Source organism: Bradyrhizobium sp. ISRA442 (assembly GCF_038085055.1).
Classification (GTDB): domain Bacteria; phylum Pseudomonadota; class Alphaproteobacteria; order Rhizobiales; family Xanthobacteraceae; genus Bradyrhizobium.
The window spans coordinates 37,109-53,448 of the sequence record NZ_JALGCN010000020.1 but is presented as its reverse complement, the minus strand read 5'-3'; the positions used below and the strand labels follow the sequence as shown (position 1 = coordinate 53,448).

At 65.8% G+C, this 16,340-nt stretch carries 12 protein-coding genes; 9 read left to right on the top strand and 3 right to left on the bottom strand.

The features are described from left to right. Positions 1-72: 72 nt before the first annotated feature. Positions 73-1,269 carry an MFS transporter gene (locus tag MTR72_RS30870; protein WP_341511703.1) on the top strand — a complete coding sequence of 399 codons (1,197 nt, stop codon included), beginning with the start codon at positions 73-75 and terminating at the stop codon, positions 1,267-1,269. Here MTR72_RS30870 and dgcA read toward each other — a convergent pair. Then, positions 1,239-2,231: an N-acetyl-D-Glu racemase DgcA gene (dgcA, locus tag MTR72_RS30865; RefSeq protein ID WP_341511702.1), complete on the bottom strand. Its 993-nt coding sequence runs from the start codon at positions 2,229-2,231 to the stop codon at positions 1,239-1,241. The two genes, MTR72_RS30870 and dgcA, sit on opposite strands and share 31 nt — an antisense overlap. 143 nt (positions 2,232-2,374) lie before the next feature. On the opposite strand from dgcA, the gene MTR72_RS30860 reads away from it, so the two are divergent. Genes MTR72_RS30860 through MTR72_RS30850 form a run of 3 tightly spaced genes read left to right on the top strand, consistent with a single transcriptional unit; the run spans position 2,375 to position 5,188 of the window. Then, the gene (locus tag MTR72_RS30860; RefSeq protein ID WP_341511701.1) at positions 2,375-3,508 is read left to right on the top strand and encodes an MlaE family ABC transporter permease; all 1,134 of its coding nucleotides are present in this window, start codon (positions 2,375-2,377) and stop codon (positions 3,506-3,508) included. Positions 3,509-3,510: 2 nt separating this feature from the next. Continuing rightward, positions 3,511-4,293 (top strand): ABC transporter ATP-binding protein, encoded by a 783-nt coding sequence (locus tag MTR72_RS30855; RefSeq protein WP_341511700.1) that lies wholly within the window; start codon positions 3,511-3,513, stop codon positions 4,291-4,293. Positions 4,294-4,309: 16 nt separating this feature from the next. Continuing rightward, positions 4,310-5,188: an MlaD family protein gene (locus MTR72_RS30850; protein WP_341511699.1), complete on the top strand. Its 879-nt coding sequence runs from the start codon at positions 4,310-4,312 to the stop codon at positions 5,186-5,188. Between the two features lie 128 nt (positions 5,189-5,316). Here MTR72_RS30850 and MTR72_RS30845 read toward each other — a convergent pair whose 3' ends face one another. Beyond that, the gene (locus MTR72_RS30845; protein ID WP_341511698.1) at positions 5,317-10,857 is read right to left on the bottom strand and encodes an apolipoprotein A-IV repeat region-like domain-containing protein; all 5,541 of its coding nucleotides are present in this window, start codon (positions 10,855-10,857) and stop codon (positions 5,317-5,319) included. Positions 10,858-11,285: 428 nt separating this feature from the next. Here MTR72_RS30845 and MTR72_RS30840 point away from each other — a divergent pair, with 428 nt between their 5' ends. Beyond that, positions 11,286-11,630 (top strand): Hpt domain-containing protein, encoded by a 345-nt coding sequence (locus MTR72_RS30840; RefSeq protein WP_341511697.1) that lies wholly within the window; start codon positions 11,286-11,288, stop codon positions 11,628-11,630. Between the two features lie 113 nt (positions 11,631-11,743). Continuing rightward, complete coding sequence (locus MTR72_RS30835) at positions 11,744-12,064, top strand: 2Fe-2S iron-sulfur cluster-binding protein (RefSeq protein WP_027552706.1); 321 nt, start codon at positions 11,744-11,746, stop codon at positions 12,062-12,064. 24 nt (positions 12,065-12,088) lie between these two features. Here MTR72_RS30835 and MTR72_RS30830 read toward each other — a convergent pair whose 3' ends face one another. Beyond that, positions 12,089-12,556, bottom strand: a complete 468-nt coding sequence (locus MTR72_RS30830) for an acyl-CoA thioesterase (RefSeq protein WP_341511696.1) — start codon at positions 12,554-12,556, stop codon at positions 12,089-12,091. Between the two features lie 183 nt (positions 12,557-12,739). Between MTR72_RS30830 and MTR72_RS30825 the strand changes: the two genes are divergently transcribed. The 3 genes from MTR72_RS30825 to MTR72_RS30815 all read left to right on the top strand — a co-directional run bounded on the left by MTR72_RS30825 (position 12,740) and on the right by MTR72_RS30815 (position 16,226). Continuing rightward, complete coding sequence (locus tag MTR72_RS30825; RefSeq protein ID WP_341511695.1) at positions 12,740-13,768, top strand: NAD(P)/FAD-dependent oxidoreductase; 1,029 nt, start codon at positions 12,740-12,742, stop codon at positions 13,766-13,768. Between the two features lie 107 nt (positions 13,769-13,875). Continuing rightward, entirely contained in the window at positions 13,876-14,469 is a 594-nt protein-coding gene (locus MTR72_RS30820) for a DUF2147 domain-containing protein (protein ID WP_341511694.1), read from the top strand. 251 nt (positions 14,470-14,720) lie between these two features. Beyond that, positions 14,721-16,226: a CYTH and CHAD domain-containing protein gene (locus MTR72_RS30815; RefSeq protein ID WP_341511693.1), complete on the top strand. Its 1,506-nt coding sequence runs from the start codon at positions 14,721-14,723 to the stop codon at positions 16,224-16,226. Positions 16,227-16,340: the final 114 nt, after the last annotated feature.

The following is a 16,340-nucleotide window of genomic DNA, read 5'->3' as shown; positions in this document are numbered from 1 at the left end:
AATCTCGTCGCGCAAATCAGTGCGCGTTACAGTAACGATCACCACGATATCGACCGAATCGCAATTGGTTTGATGGCACCCGAATCACAAATCCCCGTTGCTGCACCTCTGAAGCAGCGATTCGCCGTACGCCTGGCGCTGTTCTATTCGGCGGTGTTCGCGGTGTCGGGCGCTCATCTGCCGTTCTTCTCGGTCTGGCTGAAAGCGATCGGCATCGATGCGGCCTGGATCGGCGTCATCATGGCGCTGCCGGCGATGACGCGTTTTACCACGCTGCCTTACGCAACCGCTTTGGCCGAAAAGCGCCGCGCCATTCGCGCCGGCATGATGGTGTCGGTGTTCGCGACCGCCGCGGGCTTTGCCGTGCTCGGCCTGCAGCAACAGCCGCTGGCGCTGTTCCTGGTCTACGCTGTGACCTGCGTGCTCTGGACGCCGACGATCCCGCTGACTGATGCTTATGCATTGCGTGGCGTCGCTCACTACAAGCTCGACTATGGGCCGGTGCGGCTGTGGGGCTCGGCGGCCTTCGCCGCCGGTTCTCTCGCTTGCGGCTTTCTGGTCGACACGATCGCCGCGCGCGACCTGATCTGGGTCATCGTCGCGCTTGCCGTCGTCGCCGCGCTCGCAAGCCTCCTGCTTCAGCCGCTCGACGATGTGCGGCGAAAGGGCGCGGAGCAGCGCGGCGGAACGGCACTGCTGCGCGATCCCGCCTTCTGGGCCATCATCGTCTCGGCTGCGCTGATCCAGGACAGCCATGTCGCCTACTATACATTTTCGGCGATCAACTGGCGGGCCCACGGCCTCGGCGGGCTGACCATCGCGGGCCTGTGGACGCTCGGCGTGATCGCCGAGATTCTCGTCTTCGCGCTGTCGCCGCGCTTCTCGCTGCACGCCTCGTCACTCATGGCGATCGGCGGTGCGGGCGCCGTCGCGCGCTGGATCGTCACCGCGAACGAGCCGCCGCTTGCACTGCTCGCGATCGTGCAGCTTGGCCACGGTCTTACCTTCGGCATGACCATCCTCGGCACCATGAGTCTCCTGGTGCAGCGCGTGCCATCGCATCAGATCGCACGCGGGCAGGGCTACTACGCTGCGTGCATCGGGCTGTTGGGTGCGGCGACCTCGATCGTCTCGGGCGCGATCTACACGCGCATCGGCGAGGGCCTGTATTACGTGATGGCTGCGATGGCCGGCGTTGGTGCGCTCGTGATCTGGTCGACGCGGCACCGTCTCAGCGCTCAGCCCCAGAGCGAGGAGTCCGGCGGATAGACCAGGCTGCCGTCATAGCGCAGGGCGTGATCGCGATCGCGCGCCAGCAGGAGCGGTCCGTCGAGATCGACGAAGCGCGCCTGCGGCGTGACCAGCATCGCGGGCGCCATCGACAGCGAGGTGGCGACCATGCAGCCGACCATGATCTTGAAGCCGAGCGCCTGTGCCGCATCGGCCATGGCGAGCGCCTCGGTGAGGCCGCCGGTCTTGTCGAGCTTGATGTTCACGGCGTCATAGCGCTCGCGCAAAGGCGCGAGCGAAGAGCGGTCATGCACGCTCTCATCGGCGCAGACCGCGAGCGGGCGCTTGATCCGTGCCAGCGCGCCGTCCTGCCTGGCCGGCAGCGGCTGCTCTACCAGCGTGACGCCGACCGCGGCGCAGGCGGCGAGGTTGCGTTCCAGATTGGCCTCGGTCCAGGCCTCGTTGGCATCGATGATCAGTTCCGATTCGGGGGCGGCCTTGCGCACCGCTGCGATCCTGGCTTCGTCGCCATCGCCGCCGAGCTTGATCTTGAGCAGCGGCCGGTGCGCCGCCTTGGCGGTGGCCGCCGCCATCGCCTCCGGGCTGCCCAGCGAGATCGTGTAGGCCGTGGTGCACTCGCTCGGCACCGGGCGGCCCAGCAGGTTCCAGGCTCGAACGTCCGCTGTCTTGGCTTCCAGGTCGATCAGGGCGCAGTCCAGCGCGTTGCGGGCCGCGCCCGGCGGCATAGCCGTTTGCAGGGCCTTCCGGGTGAGGCCCCCGGCAATGGCGTCCTGCATGGCCTGGAGGGCCCCAAGCGTTCCCTCGGGCGTTTCGCCATAGCGCGGATAAGGAACGCATTCGCCACGGCCGGTCAGCCCATCCCGGCTAATTTCCGCCACAACGGTGACGGCCTCTGTCTTGGCACCTCGACTGATCGTGAAGGTCCCGGCGATCGGGAAGCGCTCGATGCGCGCCAACATCGAAAGTTTGCTGGAAGTCATTTGGAACTCTGGCAATTTCTGAACCGGCTGGTTACCTGATGCAACTAACAGTGGCTAGTTGGGGGTACCTTCTCTAGGTAGGGGCGCGTGCGCAACCATCTCTATTCTTCCGCCTCGGATGCCTCGGCACGGGAGCGGACATCTTGAGCGGCGATCCGAAGCTGGAGCGGATTGCCAAAGGCAATGCGCTGGCACTCTGCGCCACCGGAACCTGGACCGCGAGCTTCGCGCCGGTCCTGGAGCGGATGGTGGCTGAGGCCGAGAAACTCGCCGGCAGCCCGCAGAGCATTTTCATCGACGTCTCCGAAGTCGCGAAACTCGACACCTTTGGTGCCTGGCTGATCGAGCGGCTGCGCCGCAGCCTCACGCAAGGTCCCGTCGAGGCGCAGATCGCAGGTCTGTCGGCGGACTATTCGAGCCTGGTCGACGAAGTGCGGCGGGTGAAGGCGACGCCGGTCGTCGAGACCGGCGCGGTCACGATCACCGGCATGCTGGAGCAGATCGGCCGGGCCGTGGCTGGTGTTGCCGGCACGGTGGCGGGCCTCGTCGACATGCTCGGCGCGGTGCTTGCGGCGAGCGGCCGCGTGCTGATCCGCCCGCGATCGCTCCGCCTGACCTCGACCGTGCATCATCTCGAGCAGGTCTGCTGGCGCGCGGTGCCGATCATCGTGCTGATCACCTTCCTGATCGGCTGCATCATCGCACAGCAGGGCATCTTCCATTTCCGCAGGTTCGGCGCCGATATCTTCGTCGTCGACATGCTGGGCGTGCTGGTGCTGCGCGAGATCGGCGTCTTGCTGGTCGCGATCATGGTCGCGGGCCGTTCCGGCAGTGCCTACACCGCCGAGCTCGGCTCGATGAAGATGCGCGAAGAGATCGACGCGCTGCGGACCATGGGTTTTGATCCGATCGAGGTCTTGGTGCTGCCGCGCATGCTGGCGCTGGTGCTGGCGCTGCCGATCCTCGCCTTTCTCGGCGCCATGGCGGCGCTCTATGGCGGCGGGCTGGTGGCGTGGCTCTATGGTGGCGTCGATCCCGAGGCCTTCCTCTTACGCCTGCGCGACGCCATCTCGATCGACCATTTCATCGTCGGCATCGTGAAGGCGCCGGTGATGGCCGCCGTGATCGGCATCGTCGCCTGTGTCGAAGGGTTAGCTGTGCAGGGCAGCGCGGAATCGCTCGGGCAGCACACGACGTCGTCGGTGGTGAAGGGCATTTTCTTCGTCATCGTCATGGACGGCGTGTTCGCCATCTTCTTCGCATCGATCGGAATGTGATGATGGCGCAAGAAATCCAAACCGCGATTCAAAATCCCATCATCCGCGTCCGCGACATCACCGTGCAGTTCGGCGCGACGCGCGTGCTCGACGGCCTCAATCTCGACGTCAAGCGCGGCGAGATCCTCGGCTTCGTCGGCCCGTCGGGCGCGGGCAAATCGGTGCTGACGCGCACCATCATCGGCCTCGTGCCGAAGGTCGCCGGCCGCATCGAGGTGTTCGGCGTCGATCTCGATGCGTCCGGCGGCGCAGAGCGCCGCGGCGTCGAACGGCGCTGGGGCGTGCTGTTTCAGCAGGGCGCGCTGTTCTCCTCGCTGACCGTACGGCAGAACATCCAATTTCCGATGCGCGAATATCTGCGGGTGTCGCAGCGGCTGATGGACGAGATCACCATCGCCAAGCTCACCATGGTCGGCCTCAAGCCCGAGGTCGCCGAGCGCTTCCCGTCGGAGCTCTCCGGCGGCATGATCAAGCGCGTGGCGCTGGCTCGGGCGCTGTCGCTCGATCCGGACCTTGTCTTCCTGGATGAGCCGACCTCTGGCCTCGATCCGATCGGCGCCGGCGATTTCGACGAGCTGGTCAGGACTCTGCAGCGTACTTTGGGCCTGACTGTTTTCATGGTAACCCACGACCTCGACAGCCTCTACACAGCCTGTGACCGCATCGCCGTTTTAGGGAACGGTAAGATCATTGCGGCAGGGTCGATGGCCGACATGCAGGCCTCGCAGCATCCCTGGCTGAGGCAGTATTTTCATGGCAAGCGCGCCCGCGCGGTCATGGGTTGAGTAGCCGGAGCACCTGATGGAAACGCGGGCGAATTACGTACTGATCGGGTCGTTCACGCTGGCGGTGATCGCCGCTGCGATCGGCTTCGTGCTGTGGTTTCAGTCGCTGCACACCACCAAGCAGCGCAGTCCCCTGCGTGTCGTGTTCGAGGGACCGGCGGCCGGCCTGCGCAATGGCGGTAGCGTCAACTTCAACGGTATCAGGGTAGGTGAAGTTGTTTCGGTGAAGCTGGACAACCCGCGGCGGGTTGTCGCACTCGCCATGGTCGAGAACAATGCCCCGATCCGCAAGGACACCCTAGTCGGCCTGGAATTCCAGGGTCTGACCGGCGTCGCCGCGATCTCGCTCAAGGGCGGCGAGGAGGCCGCGCCCGCGCCGCCGCTCGACGAAGACGGCATCCCGACGCTGACGGCCGACCCGAACAAGCTCCAGGATGTCACCGAGGCGATCCGCGGCACGCTCCAGAACATCAACAAGCTTGTCGCCGACAATCAGGAATCGGTGAAGAAGTCGCTGAAGAACCTCGAGACTTTCACCAACTCGCTGGCGCGCAACTCCGAGAGGGTCGACGCCGTGATGGCCAAGGTCGACGGCGTGATGCTCAAGGCCGACAACCTCATGCTGGGCCTCAATACGCTCGCCGGCGGCAAGGACGGCGGCGAGCTATTCCAGGCGGTGAAGTCGATCCGCGAGCTCGCCGATGACTTCGACAAGCGCTCCGGTGCGCTGATGGCCGACGGCCGCCGCACACTCGGCGACATCAGTCGCGCCGTGAACAATTTCGACCGCAACCCCACGCGCGTGCTGTTCGGCGCCAGCAACAGCACGCAGGCCGCGCCGCCACCGGCCGAGCCGCCGAAGCCCACGTCTTCGAACGAGCGCCGGCGGCAGTAGAGGGCGCGAATGGTGCGTGGCGAATAGCCATAGGGCCCTCCACACAGCGTCGATCCAAAACAAAACGGAGCCCGCGAGGGCTCCGTTTTTCATGCGCTATTCGCTACTCGCCATTCGCGAGCTTCGTCTCACCCCAGCCGTCCCGCTGCATGTGCGAGCAGGGTGTAGACCAGACCCGTCTCCGAGGTGAGGTGGCTGCGCAGCTCCTGCGGGCCACGGCCGTCGCGGGCGACTTCGTCGAGCAGGCGTTCGAACTCCGCGATGTAGCGGTCGACCGTGCCCTTGAAGTTGCGGTCGGCGCGGTACTTGCGGGCGACCTCGTCGAAGGCCTTCTGGCCGGCGGGCGTATAGAGCCGCTTGGTGAAGGCCTTGTTCTCGCCGCGCTGATAGCGGTCCCACATCTCGGATGCGAGGTTGCGGTCCATCAGCCGGCCGATGTCGAGCGACAGCGACTCCAGCGGATTACCACCGTTCTGCGAGGCCTGCGGCTGCTGCGGAGCCGGAGCACGGCCGCGCGGTGCCTCACGGCCCGCCGGGGCGGCAGGACCGGTGTCGGCGCGGTTCAAGAGGTCCGACAGCCAGCCGTCACGGCCCTGGTCGTTGCCGGCGGGCGCGACCGGGGAAGCCTCGGGGCGGCGCGAGGCGGGCACGCCGAGGTCGGGCGGCGGCAGGGTCGAGGCGCTGGTGCTCTCGCGCATGCGCGTCTCGGTGCCACGGCCGGCGACGGCTGCCAACATCGGCTCTTCCTGACGCTGGACCGTGGCGCGGCCTGTCGTCGTGACATCGAGACCGCGGCCGTGCTGCGCCACGATGCGGTTGAGCTCGGCGAGCGCCTCGATCTGGTCGACGATCACCTTGCGCATCTGCGCGGTGCTCTCGGCGGCCTCCTGAGGCATCTCGAGCACACCGCGCCGCAGCTCGTTGCGGGTGGCTTCGAGCTCGTTGTGCATCTCGAACGCCATCTGCTTCATGCTGGAGACGAGGTTGGCGAACTTCTCGGTCGATTGCTTGAACATCGCATCCGCCTCGTCAGTGGTCTGGCGGTAGATGTCGTGCATGGCCTCGATGGTCTGCCGGTGTTCCTCTTCGGACGCGGACCGCACCGCCTCGAACTGGCGGGTGATCGCGGCCGAGCCGGCGCCGGCGGTCTCTGCCACGACGCGGGCGATGTCGCGGGCGCGCTCTTCGGCTGCGGCGAGCGATTCATCGAGCAGGCCGGTGAAGCGCGACAGCCGCTGGTCGAGATCGGCCGTGCGCAGGTCGATCGTGGTGACGAGCGACTCCAGCGCCTGCTTGCGCTCGGCAAGCGAAGCGGTGGTGTTCTTGTTGCTCTGCTCGACAACGGTCGCGGCATCGACGAGCGCCTTGCCGTGAGCGTCGAACTGGGTCGACAGCTCGCCGAGATCCTGGAGCGCTTTCGTGGTCTTGGTGTTGAACACGTTGAGCTGCTCTTCCAGGTTCTGCGTCGCCGTGCCGTTGCGGGCGGTGACGTCGTTCATCGCCGAGACGAAGTCGGCGACGCGCGTCACCAGCGCCCGCTCGAGCGAGTTGAGGTTGTCGTGCGCCCCGGTCAGCACCTCCTGGAGGAGGATGTTGCCTTCGCGCAGCCGCTCGAACAGGGCCACCGTGTCGGTGCGCAGGATCTTGCTGGTCTCCTGCATCTCGGTGACCGCCGCGATCGAGACCTGGCGCGACTGGTCGATCGCGGAACGCGAGGCTTGCTCGAGGTCCTTGAGCGACTTGGCGACCGCGCCAGTGGCGAGCTCGCTCGCCGCGTTGATGGTGCGCGCCACGTCGGAGCCGTTGCCCATCATCGTCTGCGAGAACGCCTGGCCGCGCGTCTCGATCGACTTCAGCGCGTCCGACGTGACGCGGTCGATGTCGAGCGTGAGCTGACTGGCTTTCGAGCCGATCGCATCGATCAGCGCACCGCGCTTGGCGTCGATCATGTTCGACAGGCGGTCGGCCTGCTGCTGCACGTAGGTGACGATCTCGTCGGTCTTGCCGGTCATAGCCTGGCCGAAGCTGCTGCTGGCGGCGAGCACCGAGCGCTCGACGTCGGCCGAGCTCGACTTGACTCGCGAGCTCGCCTCGTTGGAGGCGCTGATCAGCGCGTTCTGCGCGTTGAGCGCGCTGGTCTGGATGTCGTTGGTCGCGTTCGCGGTGGCCGCGCCGAGCGCACGCTCGATTTCGGTCGAGATCGTGCGGATCTGGCTGGCGGCGTCCGCCGACGTCGAGGTCAGGGACGTCTGCGCTTCGCGCGCGCTGTTGAGGATCGTCGAGGCCGTGTCGGCGCCGACCGCGGTCAGCGTGCGCTCGATGTCCGTGGTCAGCGACTTGATCTGGCTTGCTGCGTCCGTCGAAGCGGAGATCAGCGTGCCTTGGGCCTCGCGCACGCCGCTCGTGAGCGCCTCGATGGTAGCGCCGCCGGCGGTCGCCAGCGCGCGCTGCATCTCGGCCGCGAGCGAGCGGACCTGGCCGGTCTGCTCGACCGAGACAGCGAGCAGGGTGCTCTGGGCGTCGCGGGCGCTGGCCGTGATCGTTTCGGCCGTCATCTGGCCGGCCTGCGAGAGCGAACGATGCACCTCGGCTGCGAGCGACTTGACCTGGTTTGCCGCATCCGAGGACGCCGTGACCAGCGTGGTCTGGGCCTCGCGGGCGCCGGCCGTGATGGTCTCGGCCGTCGAGGTACCCGCCATCGAGAGCGAGCGCTGCACGTCCGAGGACAGCGCCTTGATCTGATTGGCGGTCTCGGTCGAAGCCGCGATCAGCGTGCCCTGCGCATCACGCGCACCGGCGGTGATCGCCTCGGCCGTGGTGGCACCGGCCATCGACAGCGAGTGCTGCACGTCGGCGGTGAGCGTCTTGACATGGGTCGCCGCGTCCGCGGAGGCGGTGACGAGCGTGGTCTGCACCTCGCGGGCGCCCGCCAGGATCGAGGCGGCGGTCGCCGATCCCGCTGCCGACAGGGTGCGCTCGATGTCGGCCGACAGGGCCTTGATCTGGTTCGATGCTTCGCCCGACGCCCCGACCAGGGTCGACTGCGCCTCACGGGCGCTGGCCAGGATCGAGTTCGCGGCGCCCGTGCCGACCGCAGTCAGCGCGCGCTCGACCTCGGCCGAGGTCAGATTGAGCTGCGCGTTGACCTCGGAGGAGACCGTCATCAGCGACTGCTGGGCGGCGCGCGCGCCGGTCTGGATCGTCTCGCTGGTGTTGACCACGAGGTTGGTGAGCGAGCGCTCGGCGTCCTCGACATGCGAGCGGATCGCGGTCGAGATCATCTCGGAGCGTGACATCAGGTCTTCGCTGGCCTGGCGTCCGCTGCTCTCGATGCGGCCGGCAACGGCCTCGACACGCGAGCCGAGCAGGTCCTCGAACTGCGCGACGCGCACGTCGATGTCGTTGGCGACCGAGCCGACCTTGGCCTCGATGGCCTGGTGGATCTCCTGGAAGCGCGCCGTGACCGTGTCGGTCAGGTGCAGGCTGCGGCCGTCGATGGTCTCGGTGACGCCGGCGATGCGGCGGTCGACCGCCTCGATCGCCTGCGCTGTGCCGTCCGTGAGCGTCGAGGTCAGGAGGGTGAGGCGCGTGTCGATCGACTGCACGGCCTGCGATGCGCCGTTCGTCAGCGTCGCCGTCAGATGGGTGAGGCGGGCATCGATCGACTGGATCGTCTGCGAGGCGCCATCCGTGAGCGACGTCGTGAGGTGGGTGAGGCGGGAGTCGATCGATTGGATCGCCTGTGTGGCGCCGTCGGTCAGCGACGTCGCCAGTGTGTTGAGACGTGCGTCGATGGTCTCGGTGACGGATTTCGCGCGCGCATCGAACGACTGTTCGAGGACGCCGACGCGGCCGCCGAACTGCTCGTCGAAGGTCTTGATGTGGCCCTCGATCGACGAGTCGAGGTTGGTGACGCGTTCGCCCAGCGTGGTTTCGAACTGCACCAGGCGCTGATCCAGCGCCGCGGTGATCTGGCCGCCGTTCGAGGTGAGGCGGGTGTCGAAGTTCTCGACGTACGTCTTCAGCGTTTCGGCAATGTCCTGCGTGCGCTGACCCATGCGATCGACGATCTCGCCGCCGAACGTCTTCACGGTGCGGTCGAACTCGGAGATGTGGCGCGTGATCAGCGCCCCCAGCGTGCCGGAGTCGCGGGCGAACTTCTCGACCAGCTCGGCACCCTGGTTCTTCACCAGCTCGTCGAACGCGCTCATCTGCAGCGACAGCGAGTCATGCGCGGTCTCGGTCTGGCTCACCACCTTGGCGACCAGCGTGTTCACGGTGGCGTCGAGCGCCTCGCTGGCCTTATCGCCGGAGCTCATGATCTGGCCGGCCAGCCGGTTGCCGGCGTCGTCGATCTTGGCGGAGAGGTCGTTGCTGCGCAGCTCGAGTTCGAGCAGCAGCGAGTCGGACGAATTCTTCAGGGAGTCGTGCACCTGCTCGGTACGCTCGGAGATGCCATCGACGATCGCGGCGGAGCGCTGCTCGAACTCGCCGGTGATGCGGTCAATGCGCTCGTTCAGCATTTCGTGGACGCGGTCGGCGAGGTCGACGAACTCATCGTGGACGTGGCCGGTCTTGAAGTTGAGGCTGGTAGTCAGCCGCTCACTGGCGTCGAGCACGGCGCGCGTGGTCTCGTTGCTGGCCTCTTCGAGGCGGTCGAGCAGGTCGCCGCCGCGCTCGCCGAGCGCCAGGATCATGTTGTCGCCCGCGTTGCTGAGCGCCTGGGTGATATGGGCGCCGCGCTCTTCCAGCGCGCCGGTGATGCTCTTGGCGACCTCGTCGACGCGCGAGGCGATCGCATCGGAGATCAGCGCAATGTCGTGGCGCAGGTCGATCTGTACGCCCGAGATGGCGCTGCGGACTTGCTCGGCCTGGCCGACCAGGTTGTCGCGCTGGTGGGCGATGTCCTGAAGCAGGGCTCGGATGCGCACTTCGTTGTCGGAATAGGCGCGTTCGAGCGCCGCGACTTCGTTCGCGACCAGCGTTTCGAGCTCGCCGGCGCGCGCGATCGCGCGTTCGATACCGTCGCCCATGGCGGCGACTTCGCGGCGGATCGCCTGGCCGACGGTGACCATCGAATCGGAGGCCGAGCCTTCCGGCTCGGAGAAGCGCATCGCCACTTGTGCCATGGCCTGCGCGATCATGCGCATCTCCTGGCCGCGCCAGACGAGGCTCGCGAGGAAGTAGAACAGCATGATGGGCGCGAAGAACATCGCAATCAGGCCGGCGATGACCAGCACGCCGCCGCTCTGGCCCATGGCGGCCTGGATCGAGGGCAGGAAGCCGACGCTCAGCGCGGCGCAGGCCGCGAGCCAGATGCCGGCGAACACGGTCGCGAAGGTGTACACGCTGCGGGCGGGGCGGCCCTTCTGCAGTGCCTGGAGCAACTGGCCGATGGTCTCGCGGTCGTCGTTGGCGGCGCGGTGCGAGGGGCGGGGCTCCTCGATCGATTCGAACACCGCCCGCTCGTTGGCGGCCGGCCGCGGCTCGAAAGCGGGATCGTCGAACACGGGAGGTGCGGGCGGCGCCACCGGAGGCACCGCGTCGTTGCGCGCTGCCGATGCAGCGCGGCTGGTGTCCGCAGCGGTGTCGCTGATGTTCAGGGCTTCCTGGATCGCAGAAAGTGCCACTTCAGTTGGGTCTTTGACCTTTTTGGGAGTGTTCGCCATGTTCAGTCTGAGCCCTCGTTACTTGTCACGCCCCCCGCGAGCCCCGCGCGCCACGCAAGCCCACAGACCGGATCATGCCGCTTATGCGGATCTCCGAGCCGTCCCCACCCGAACGGCTTGTCCGCTAATTTCCGCAACATCCTATTGGCAGAGCGTCGCGAATGAAATGCCCGCGATTAAGACATTCTTAATCATCGTTAACAGGATCGGGCCGTAACGCCTTAGCACTAAATGGAATTTTCCACGGAACTCGACCGATTGCGGCAACTTTTCGTCAATAAACGGGCAGAATTACGTAAAGCCGTCCAAACACTTCGTTAACCATTTCCATGCTTGGGTGAAGCAAAGCTCGCCGCCCGATCGGAGGAGCGCCGCGCGATGCCGGGGGGCCTGTCGCCATGATGCCTGACCTGCAACGGATGGACTGGATGCCCTCGCCGCCGCTTGCACCTCTCGACAGCCCCCTTGATCTCGACCATCTCGCGCGCATGACCCTCGGCGATGCCGAGGTGGAACAGGAAGTGCTCGCGATGTTCGCCGAGCAGTCGGTCCGGCTGATCGCCGCGATGTCGGCCGTGCCGGCCGATGCCGCCGTGCTCGCACACAAGCTTAAAGGGTCCGCGCGCGGGGTCGGTGCCTTTGCGGTGGCCGATGCCGCGGCGGGGCTCGAGACCGCGATCCGGACCGGCGAAAACCCGCCCCGCGCCTTCGCCGCGCTGAAGGAGGCGGTGGCCGAGGTCCGTGCCGTCATCGCGACGATCCTGAAGGCCTGAGCCGCGATCCCGCGGCGACCCGGTGGCTTGCGCACTAGCGCAGGCCGGATCGACCCGTTATAGGACAGCCCGGACCCTCCCTTATTCCAAAGATCCCGGCAGCACGAGCACACATGGCCAAGATTCACTTCATCGACCACAAGGGCGAAACCCGCACGGTGGACATCGAGAACGGCGCGACCGTGATGGAAGCCGCCATCCGCAACAGCATTCCCGGGATCGAGGCCGAATGCGGCGGCGCCTGCGCCTGCGCCACCTGCCATGTCTATGTCGATGAAGCCTGGCGCGAGAAGGTCGGCAGCCCGACGCCGATGGAAGAGGACATGCTCGACTTCGGCTTCGACGTGCGTCCGAACTCGCGCCTGTCCTGTCAGATCAAGGTGAGCGACGAACTCGACGGGCTCGTGGTGTCGACGCCGGAACGCCAGGCCTGATCCTTCTTACATATTCCATATGTTCTAGATGCTCGGCGGCGCGACCTCGATACCGCGCTTGTGCCAGGGTCTGAGCTTCTCGACGATCTCGGCGGTGAGGGGGGCCGGCCGCCGCGTCGCCTCGTCGAGCATGACGCCGACCGACGTCGCCGAGGCGATACACGTTCCTTCCGAAAACACGACCTGCTCGAAGGTCACCGAGGTCCGGCCCAGTTTCACGACGCCGAGGCCGAGCTCGATGGTGTTGGGCCAGTGCAGCTCGGCGCGGAAATGGATGTCGAGCCGCACCATGATCCAGGCGAGGCCCGGCGGCGTCAGCCCGTATTGCGGGCTCTTCATCAGCGTCACGCGGCCGGTCTCGAAATAGGTGGCGTAGACCGCGTTGTTGACGTGCTGGTTGGGATCGAGATCGCCGAAGCGGACGTTGTCGCTGAGCCGATAGGGGAAGTCCTCCAGTCGCGGCGTCGTATCGAGGTGGCTTGGTGCGTTCACCGATTGATCTCCGTCATATCCCTCATCCCTTACAGCTCAGTTATTTTGACCCGGCAAGTAGGCCAGGCTGCGGGGTGCTCCTGCTTTTATGCCTTCCCTGATCTATCCTCGTTGGCTAGACAGGAAAGGTTCCCTCTGCCCGTCTGGCGCCGTCCAACCGATAACCACCGATAAAGAGACGACATGAGCGACACGATCAAAACCGATGTGCTGATTATTGGCGCCGGCCCCTGCGGTCTGTTCGCCGCCTTCGAGCTTGGGCTTCTCGACATGAAGGCGCATTTCGTCGACATCCTCGACAAGGTCGGCGGCCAGTGCGCCGAGCTCTATCCGGAAAAGCCGATCTACGACATTCCCGGCATTCCGCAGGTTTCGGGCCAGGGCCTTACCGACGCGCTGATGGAACAGATCAAGCCGTTCCATCCGACCTTCCATCTCGGCGAGATGGTGGAGACGGTGGAGAAGATCGGCGATCCCCTGTTTCGCTGCACTACCGACACCGGCAAGGTGTTCGAATGCAAGGTGGTGGTGATTGCCGCGGGCGGCGGCTCGTTCCAGCCCAAGCGTCCGCCGGTGCCGGGGATCGAGGCCTACGAGGGCACCTCGGTGCACTACGCCGTGCGCAAGATGGAGACGTTCCGCGACAAGAACGTGCTGATCGTCGGCGGCGGCGATTCCGCGCTCGACTGGACGCTCAACCTGCATCCGCTCGCCAAGCGCGTCACGCTGCTGCACCGTCGCGATGAATTCCGCGCCGCGCCACACAGCGTCGAACAGATGCGCGCGCTGGTGGCGGCCGGCAAGATGGATCTCAGGCTCGGCCAGGTCACCGCGCTGTCCGGAGCCGACGGCAAGCTCACCGGCGCCACCGTGAAAGGCAACGACAACAGCATTGCCGAAGTTTCCTGCGACACCATGCTTCCGTTCTTCGGCCTCACCATGAAGCTCGGTCCGGTCGCTAACTGGGGTATCGCGCTGGAGCACAATCTGGTGCCGGTCGAGACGTCCGCATTCGAGACCAACGTGTCCGGCATCTTCGCGATCGGCGACATCAACACCTATCCCGGCAAGATCAAGCTGATCCTGTGCGGTTTCCACGAGGGCGCGCTGATGGCGCAAAAAGCCCACCGCTACGTCTATCCGGACAAGCGGCTGGTGTTCCAGTACACGACCTCGTCCTCCAGCCTGCAAAAGAAGCTCGGAGTCAACTGAGCTTACCGCGGCGGGAAGGCGATGCCCCATGTTTCTGATGCTGGAACCCTTCGCGAAATCGCCGTAGTCTGCGGCCATCCCAGTCGTGGCTTAGCAAGGTGATCATAATGCGGAATCTCGTTTCCAGCCCTCGGCTGCTCTCGCTTCTCGCGATCGGGCTCGCGCTCGGTGCGGTTCGCCCGGCTACCGCGCAAGCGCCGGAGCCCACCGCTGCGGGCCTCTGGCAGAAGGTCGAAGACGGCAGGCCGGTGGGATGGTTTCTCTTCGTCGACCACAATGGCGTCTTCGAAGGCGTCATCGCCAAGACCTTTCCGCGGCCCGGCGACAATCCGAACGAGATCTGCGCCAAGTGCACGGACGACCGCAAGAACGCGCCGCTGCTCGGCATCTCCTTCGTCCGCAACATGAAGCGCGAGGGATTGAAGTACGAAGGCGGCAACGTGCTCAATCCGCGCGACGGCAACATCTGGAAGGCCAACATGAAGGTCAGTCCGGACGGGCAGACGCTGACCTTGCGCGGCTATCTCGGCATTTCGCTGCTCGGCAAGGACGAGACCTGGACCCGCCTGCCGGACGCCAACATGGCGCAGATCGATCCGGCCATCATCGCCAAATATCTCCCCGCCCAGGCCGCCGCCGTGAAGCCGTCGGCGCCTGCGGCGAAGAAGGGCGGGGCGATGATGGCGCCGGCGAAGCAGTAGGGCCACGTCGCGGGTCCTTCTCGAGCGCTTCCCTCACACACCGCTGTCATAGCCGGCCCCCAGTGCGCAATTGCGCACAAGGCGGGCGATGACAGCATTGGTGTGGAACGTGCGGACCTCGAGCTCGTCATTGCGAGCGCAGCGAAGCACTCAAGGGGCTGCGCAAGGCGGTTCCCGGCTTCATCGTCCATCGCGGCACCTGGTGCGTTCTCGTGCGTTACAGGAAGTCCGCCGAGCGTGCGGAGGTCGGGATGGCCGTCGAAGCCGAATTAAAATTCCAGGTTCCTGCGCGTCGCCTCGCGACAATAGCGCAGGGGCGGGTGCCGGGCGGCAAGGCGGGAACGCGCGCCACAAGCGATTTGCTCTCGACCTATTTTGATACCACCAAATGCAGGTTGAAGCGGCATGGGTTGACGCTTCGCGTGCGACGGGATGGCCACACGCACGTTCAGACCGTGAAGTCGGCGAACGGGGCCGAGTTCGGTCGCGGCGAATGGGAAAGCGAGATAAGGGGTCACGTGCCGCACCTTGGCAAGGCCGATGGCACGCCACTGGAGCCGATCGCCTCGAAAAAGCTGCGCCGCAAGCTGAAGCCGGTCTTCGAGACGTCGGTCCGTCGCATCACGTTGCCGATCCGCACCAGGCGCAGCGAGATCGAACTCGCCATCGACCGTGGCCGGATCATTGCCGGACCGCGCTCGAGCCCGATCGCGGAGCTCGAGCTCGAGCTCAAGAGCGGCCGCCCAGTGGACCTGTTTCGGATGGCCAAGACGCTCGAGCGCAAGTCGCAGGCCGAGCTCGACTTGCGGTCAAAATCTGATCGCGGGTATGCTCTCGCGCGCGGCGAGGAGCATCCGGTCATGTCCGCCGACGGCATCATGCTGGATGCCAATATGAGCGCGGGCGGCGCATTCAGGATCGTTGCCCGCGCGACCGCGCGCCATTTCTCCGGCAACGCCAACGCCGTACGCCGCGGGGATGCGGAAGGCATTCACCAGATGCGGGTGGGCCTGCGGCGTCTGCGCGCGGCCATCTCGTTGTTCTCTGGAATCCTGTCGCGAACGGGTCGCGAAAAGGCCAAGACGGATCTGAAGTGGTTGTCGAACGAGCTCGCGCCTGCGCGTGAGATCGACGTGTTCGTGAAGGACAATATCGAGCCGGCTAGCCGCGATGCCCTGCTGCGCCGCGGCGGCAAAGCGATCAGACAGGAGTTTTCGGAGCGGCGAGAGCGGGCCTTCGAGCGTGCGAGGAAAGCGGTCTGTTCGGAGCGATTTCGCGCGCTGCTGATCGATACGTTGCAGTGGATCGAATCCGGCTCAACGATCGCACCGGACCAGGGCAAGACACGAATCGGAAAATTCGCGCGCGACGTGCTCCATCGCCGCATCAAGAAGGTCCGCAAGGATGGCCGGCATCTCGACCGGATGTCCGCGCGGGAGCGGCACAAGTTCCGGATCGGGATCAAGAAGCTCAGATACGCGATCGAGTTTTTCGAGAGCCTGTTCGCGGATAAAGGCGAGCAGAAGCAGCTCGCGCGCCTGTCGAAACATATGAAGAATATCCAGGATGCTTTGGGCTCGCTGAACGACTTCGTCGCCCATCACGAGATGGCCGTTGATGCCGCACTTCATGCGCCACGCCGCAACGGCAGAGCCGGCGCCTTTGCTTCGGGCGTGATCGTCGGTCGCGAGGATCGGGCCGTGAAGCCGCTGATGGCGACCGCAGCACGCGAGGTGCGGGCGCTCGAAAAATTCTGACGTGCGCCAGCGCGCGTCATTGCTGCGTGGTGCGGCCGCAACGAAGCGGAGCAGACGTTTTTCCGCGCCAATGTTTCCGGACGGTTTCGAGGCCGTCGCGTGACGACGCGCAGA

Excerpts from the sequence above, each read along its gene's own strand:
- MTR72_RS30855 (WP_341511700.1), top strand. The coding sequence starts at position 3,511 with ATGGCGCAAGAAATCCAAACCGCGATTCAAAATCCCATCATCCGCGTC.
- MTR72_RS30870 (WP_341511703.1), top strand. The coding sequence starts at position 73 with ATGGCACCCGAATCACAAATCCCCGTTGCTGCACCTCTGAAGCAGCGA.
- MTR72_RS30835 (WP_027552706.1), top strand. The coding sequence starts at position 11,744 with ATGGCCAAGATTCACTTCATCGACCACAAGGGCGAAACCCGCACGGTG.
- MTR72_RS30815 (WP_341511693.1), top strand. The coding sequence starts at position 14,721 with ATGGCCGTCGAAGCCGAATTAAAATTCCAGGTTCCTGCGCGTCGCCTC.
- MTR72_RS30820 (WP_341511694.1), top strand. The coding sequence starts at position 13,876 with ATGCGGAATCTCGTTTCCAGCCCTCGGCTGCTCTCGCTTCTCGCGATC.
- MTR72_RS30825 (WP_341511695.1), top strand. The coding sequence starts at position 12,740 with ATGAGCGACACGATCAAAACCGATGTGCTGATTATTGGCGCCGGCCCC.
- dgcA (WP_341511702.1), bottom strand. The coding sequence starts at position 2,231 with ATGACTTCCAGCAAACTTTCGATGTTGGCGCGCATCGAGCGCTTCCCG.
- MTR72_RS30840 (WP_341511697.1), top strand. The coding sequence starts at position 11,286 with ATGCCCTCGCCGCCGCTTGCACCTCTCGACAGCCCCCTTGATCTCGAC.
- MTR72_RS30850 (WP_341511699.1), top strand. The coding sequence starts at position 4,310 with ATGGAAACGCGGGCGAATTACGTACTGATCGGGTCGTTCACGCTGGCG.
- MTR72_RS30845 (WP_341511698.1), bottom strand. The coding sequence starts at position 10,857 with ATGGCGAACACTCCCAAAAAGGTCAAAGACCCAACTGAAGTGGCACTT.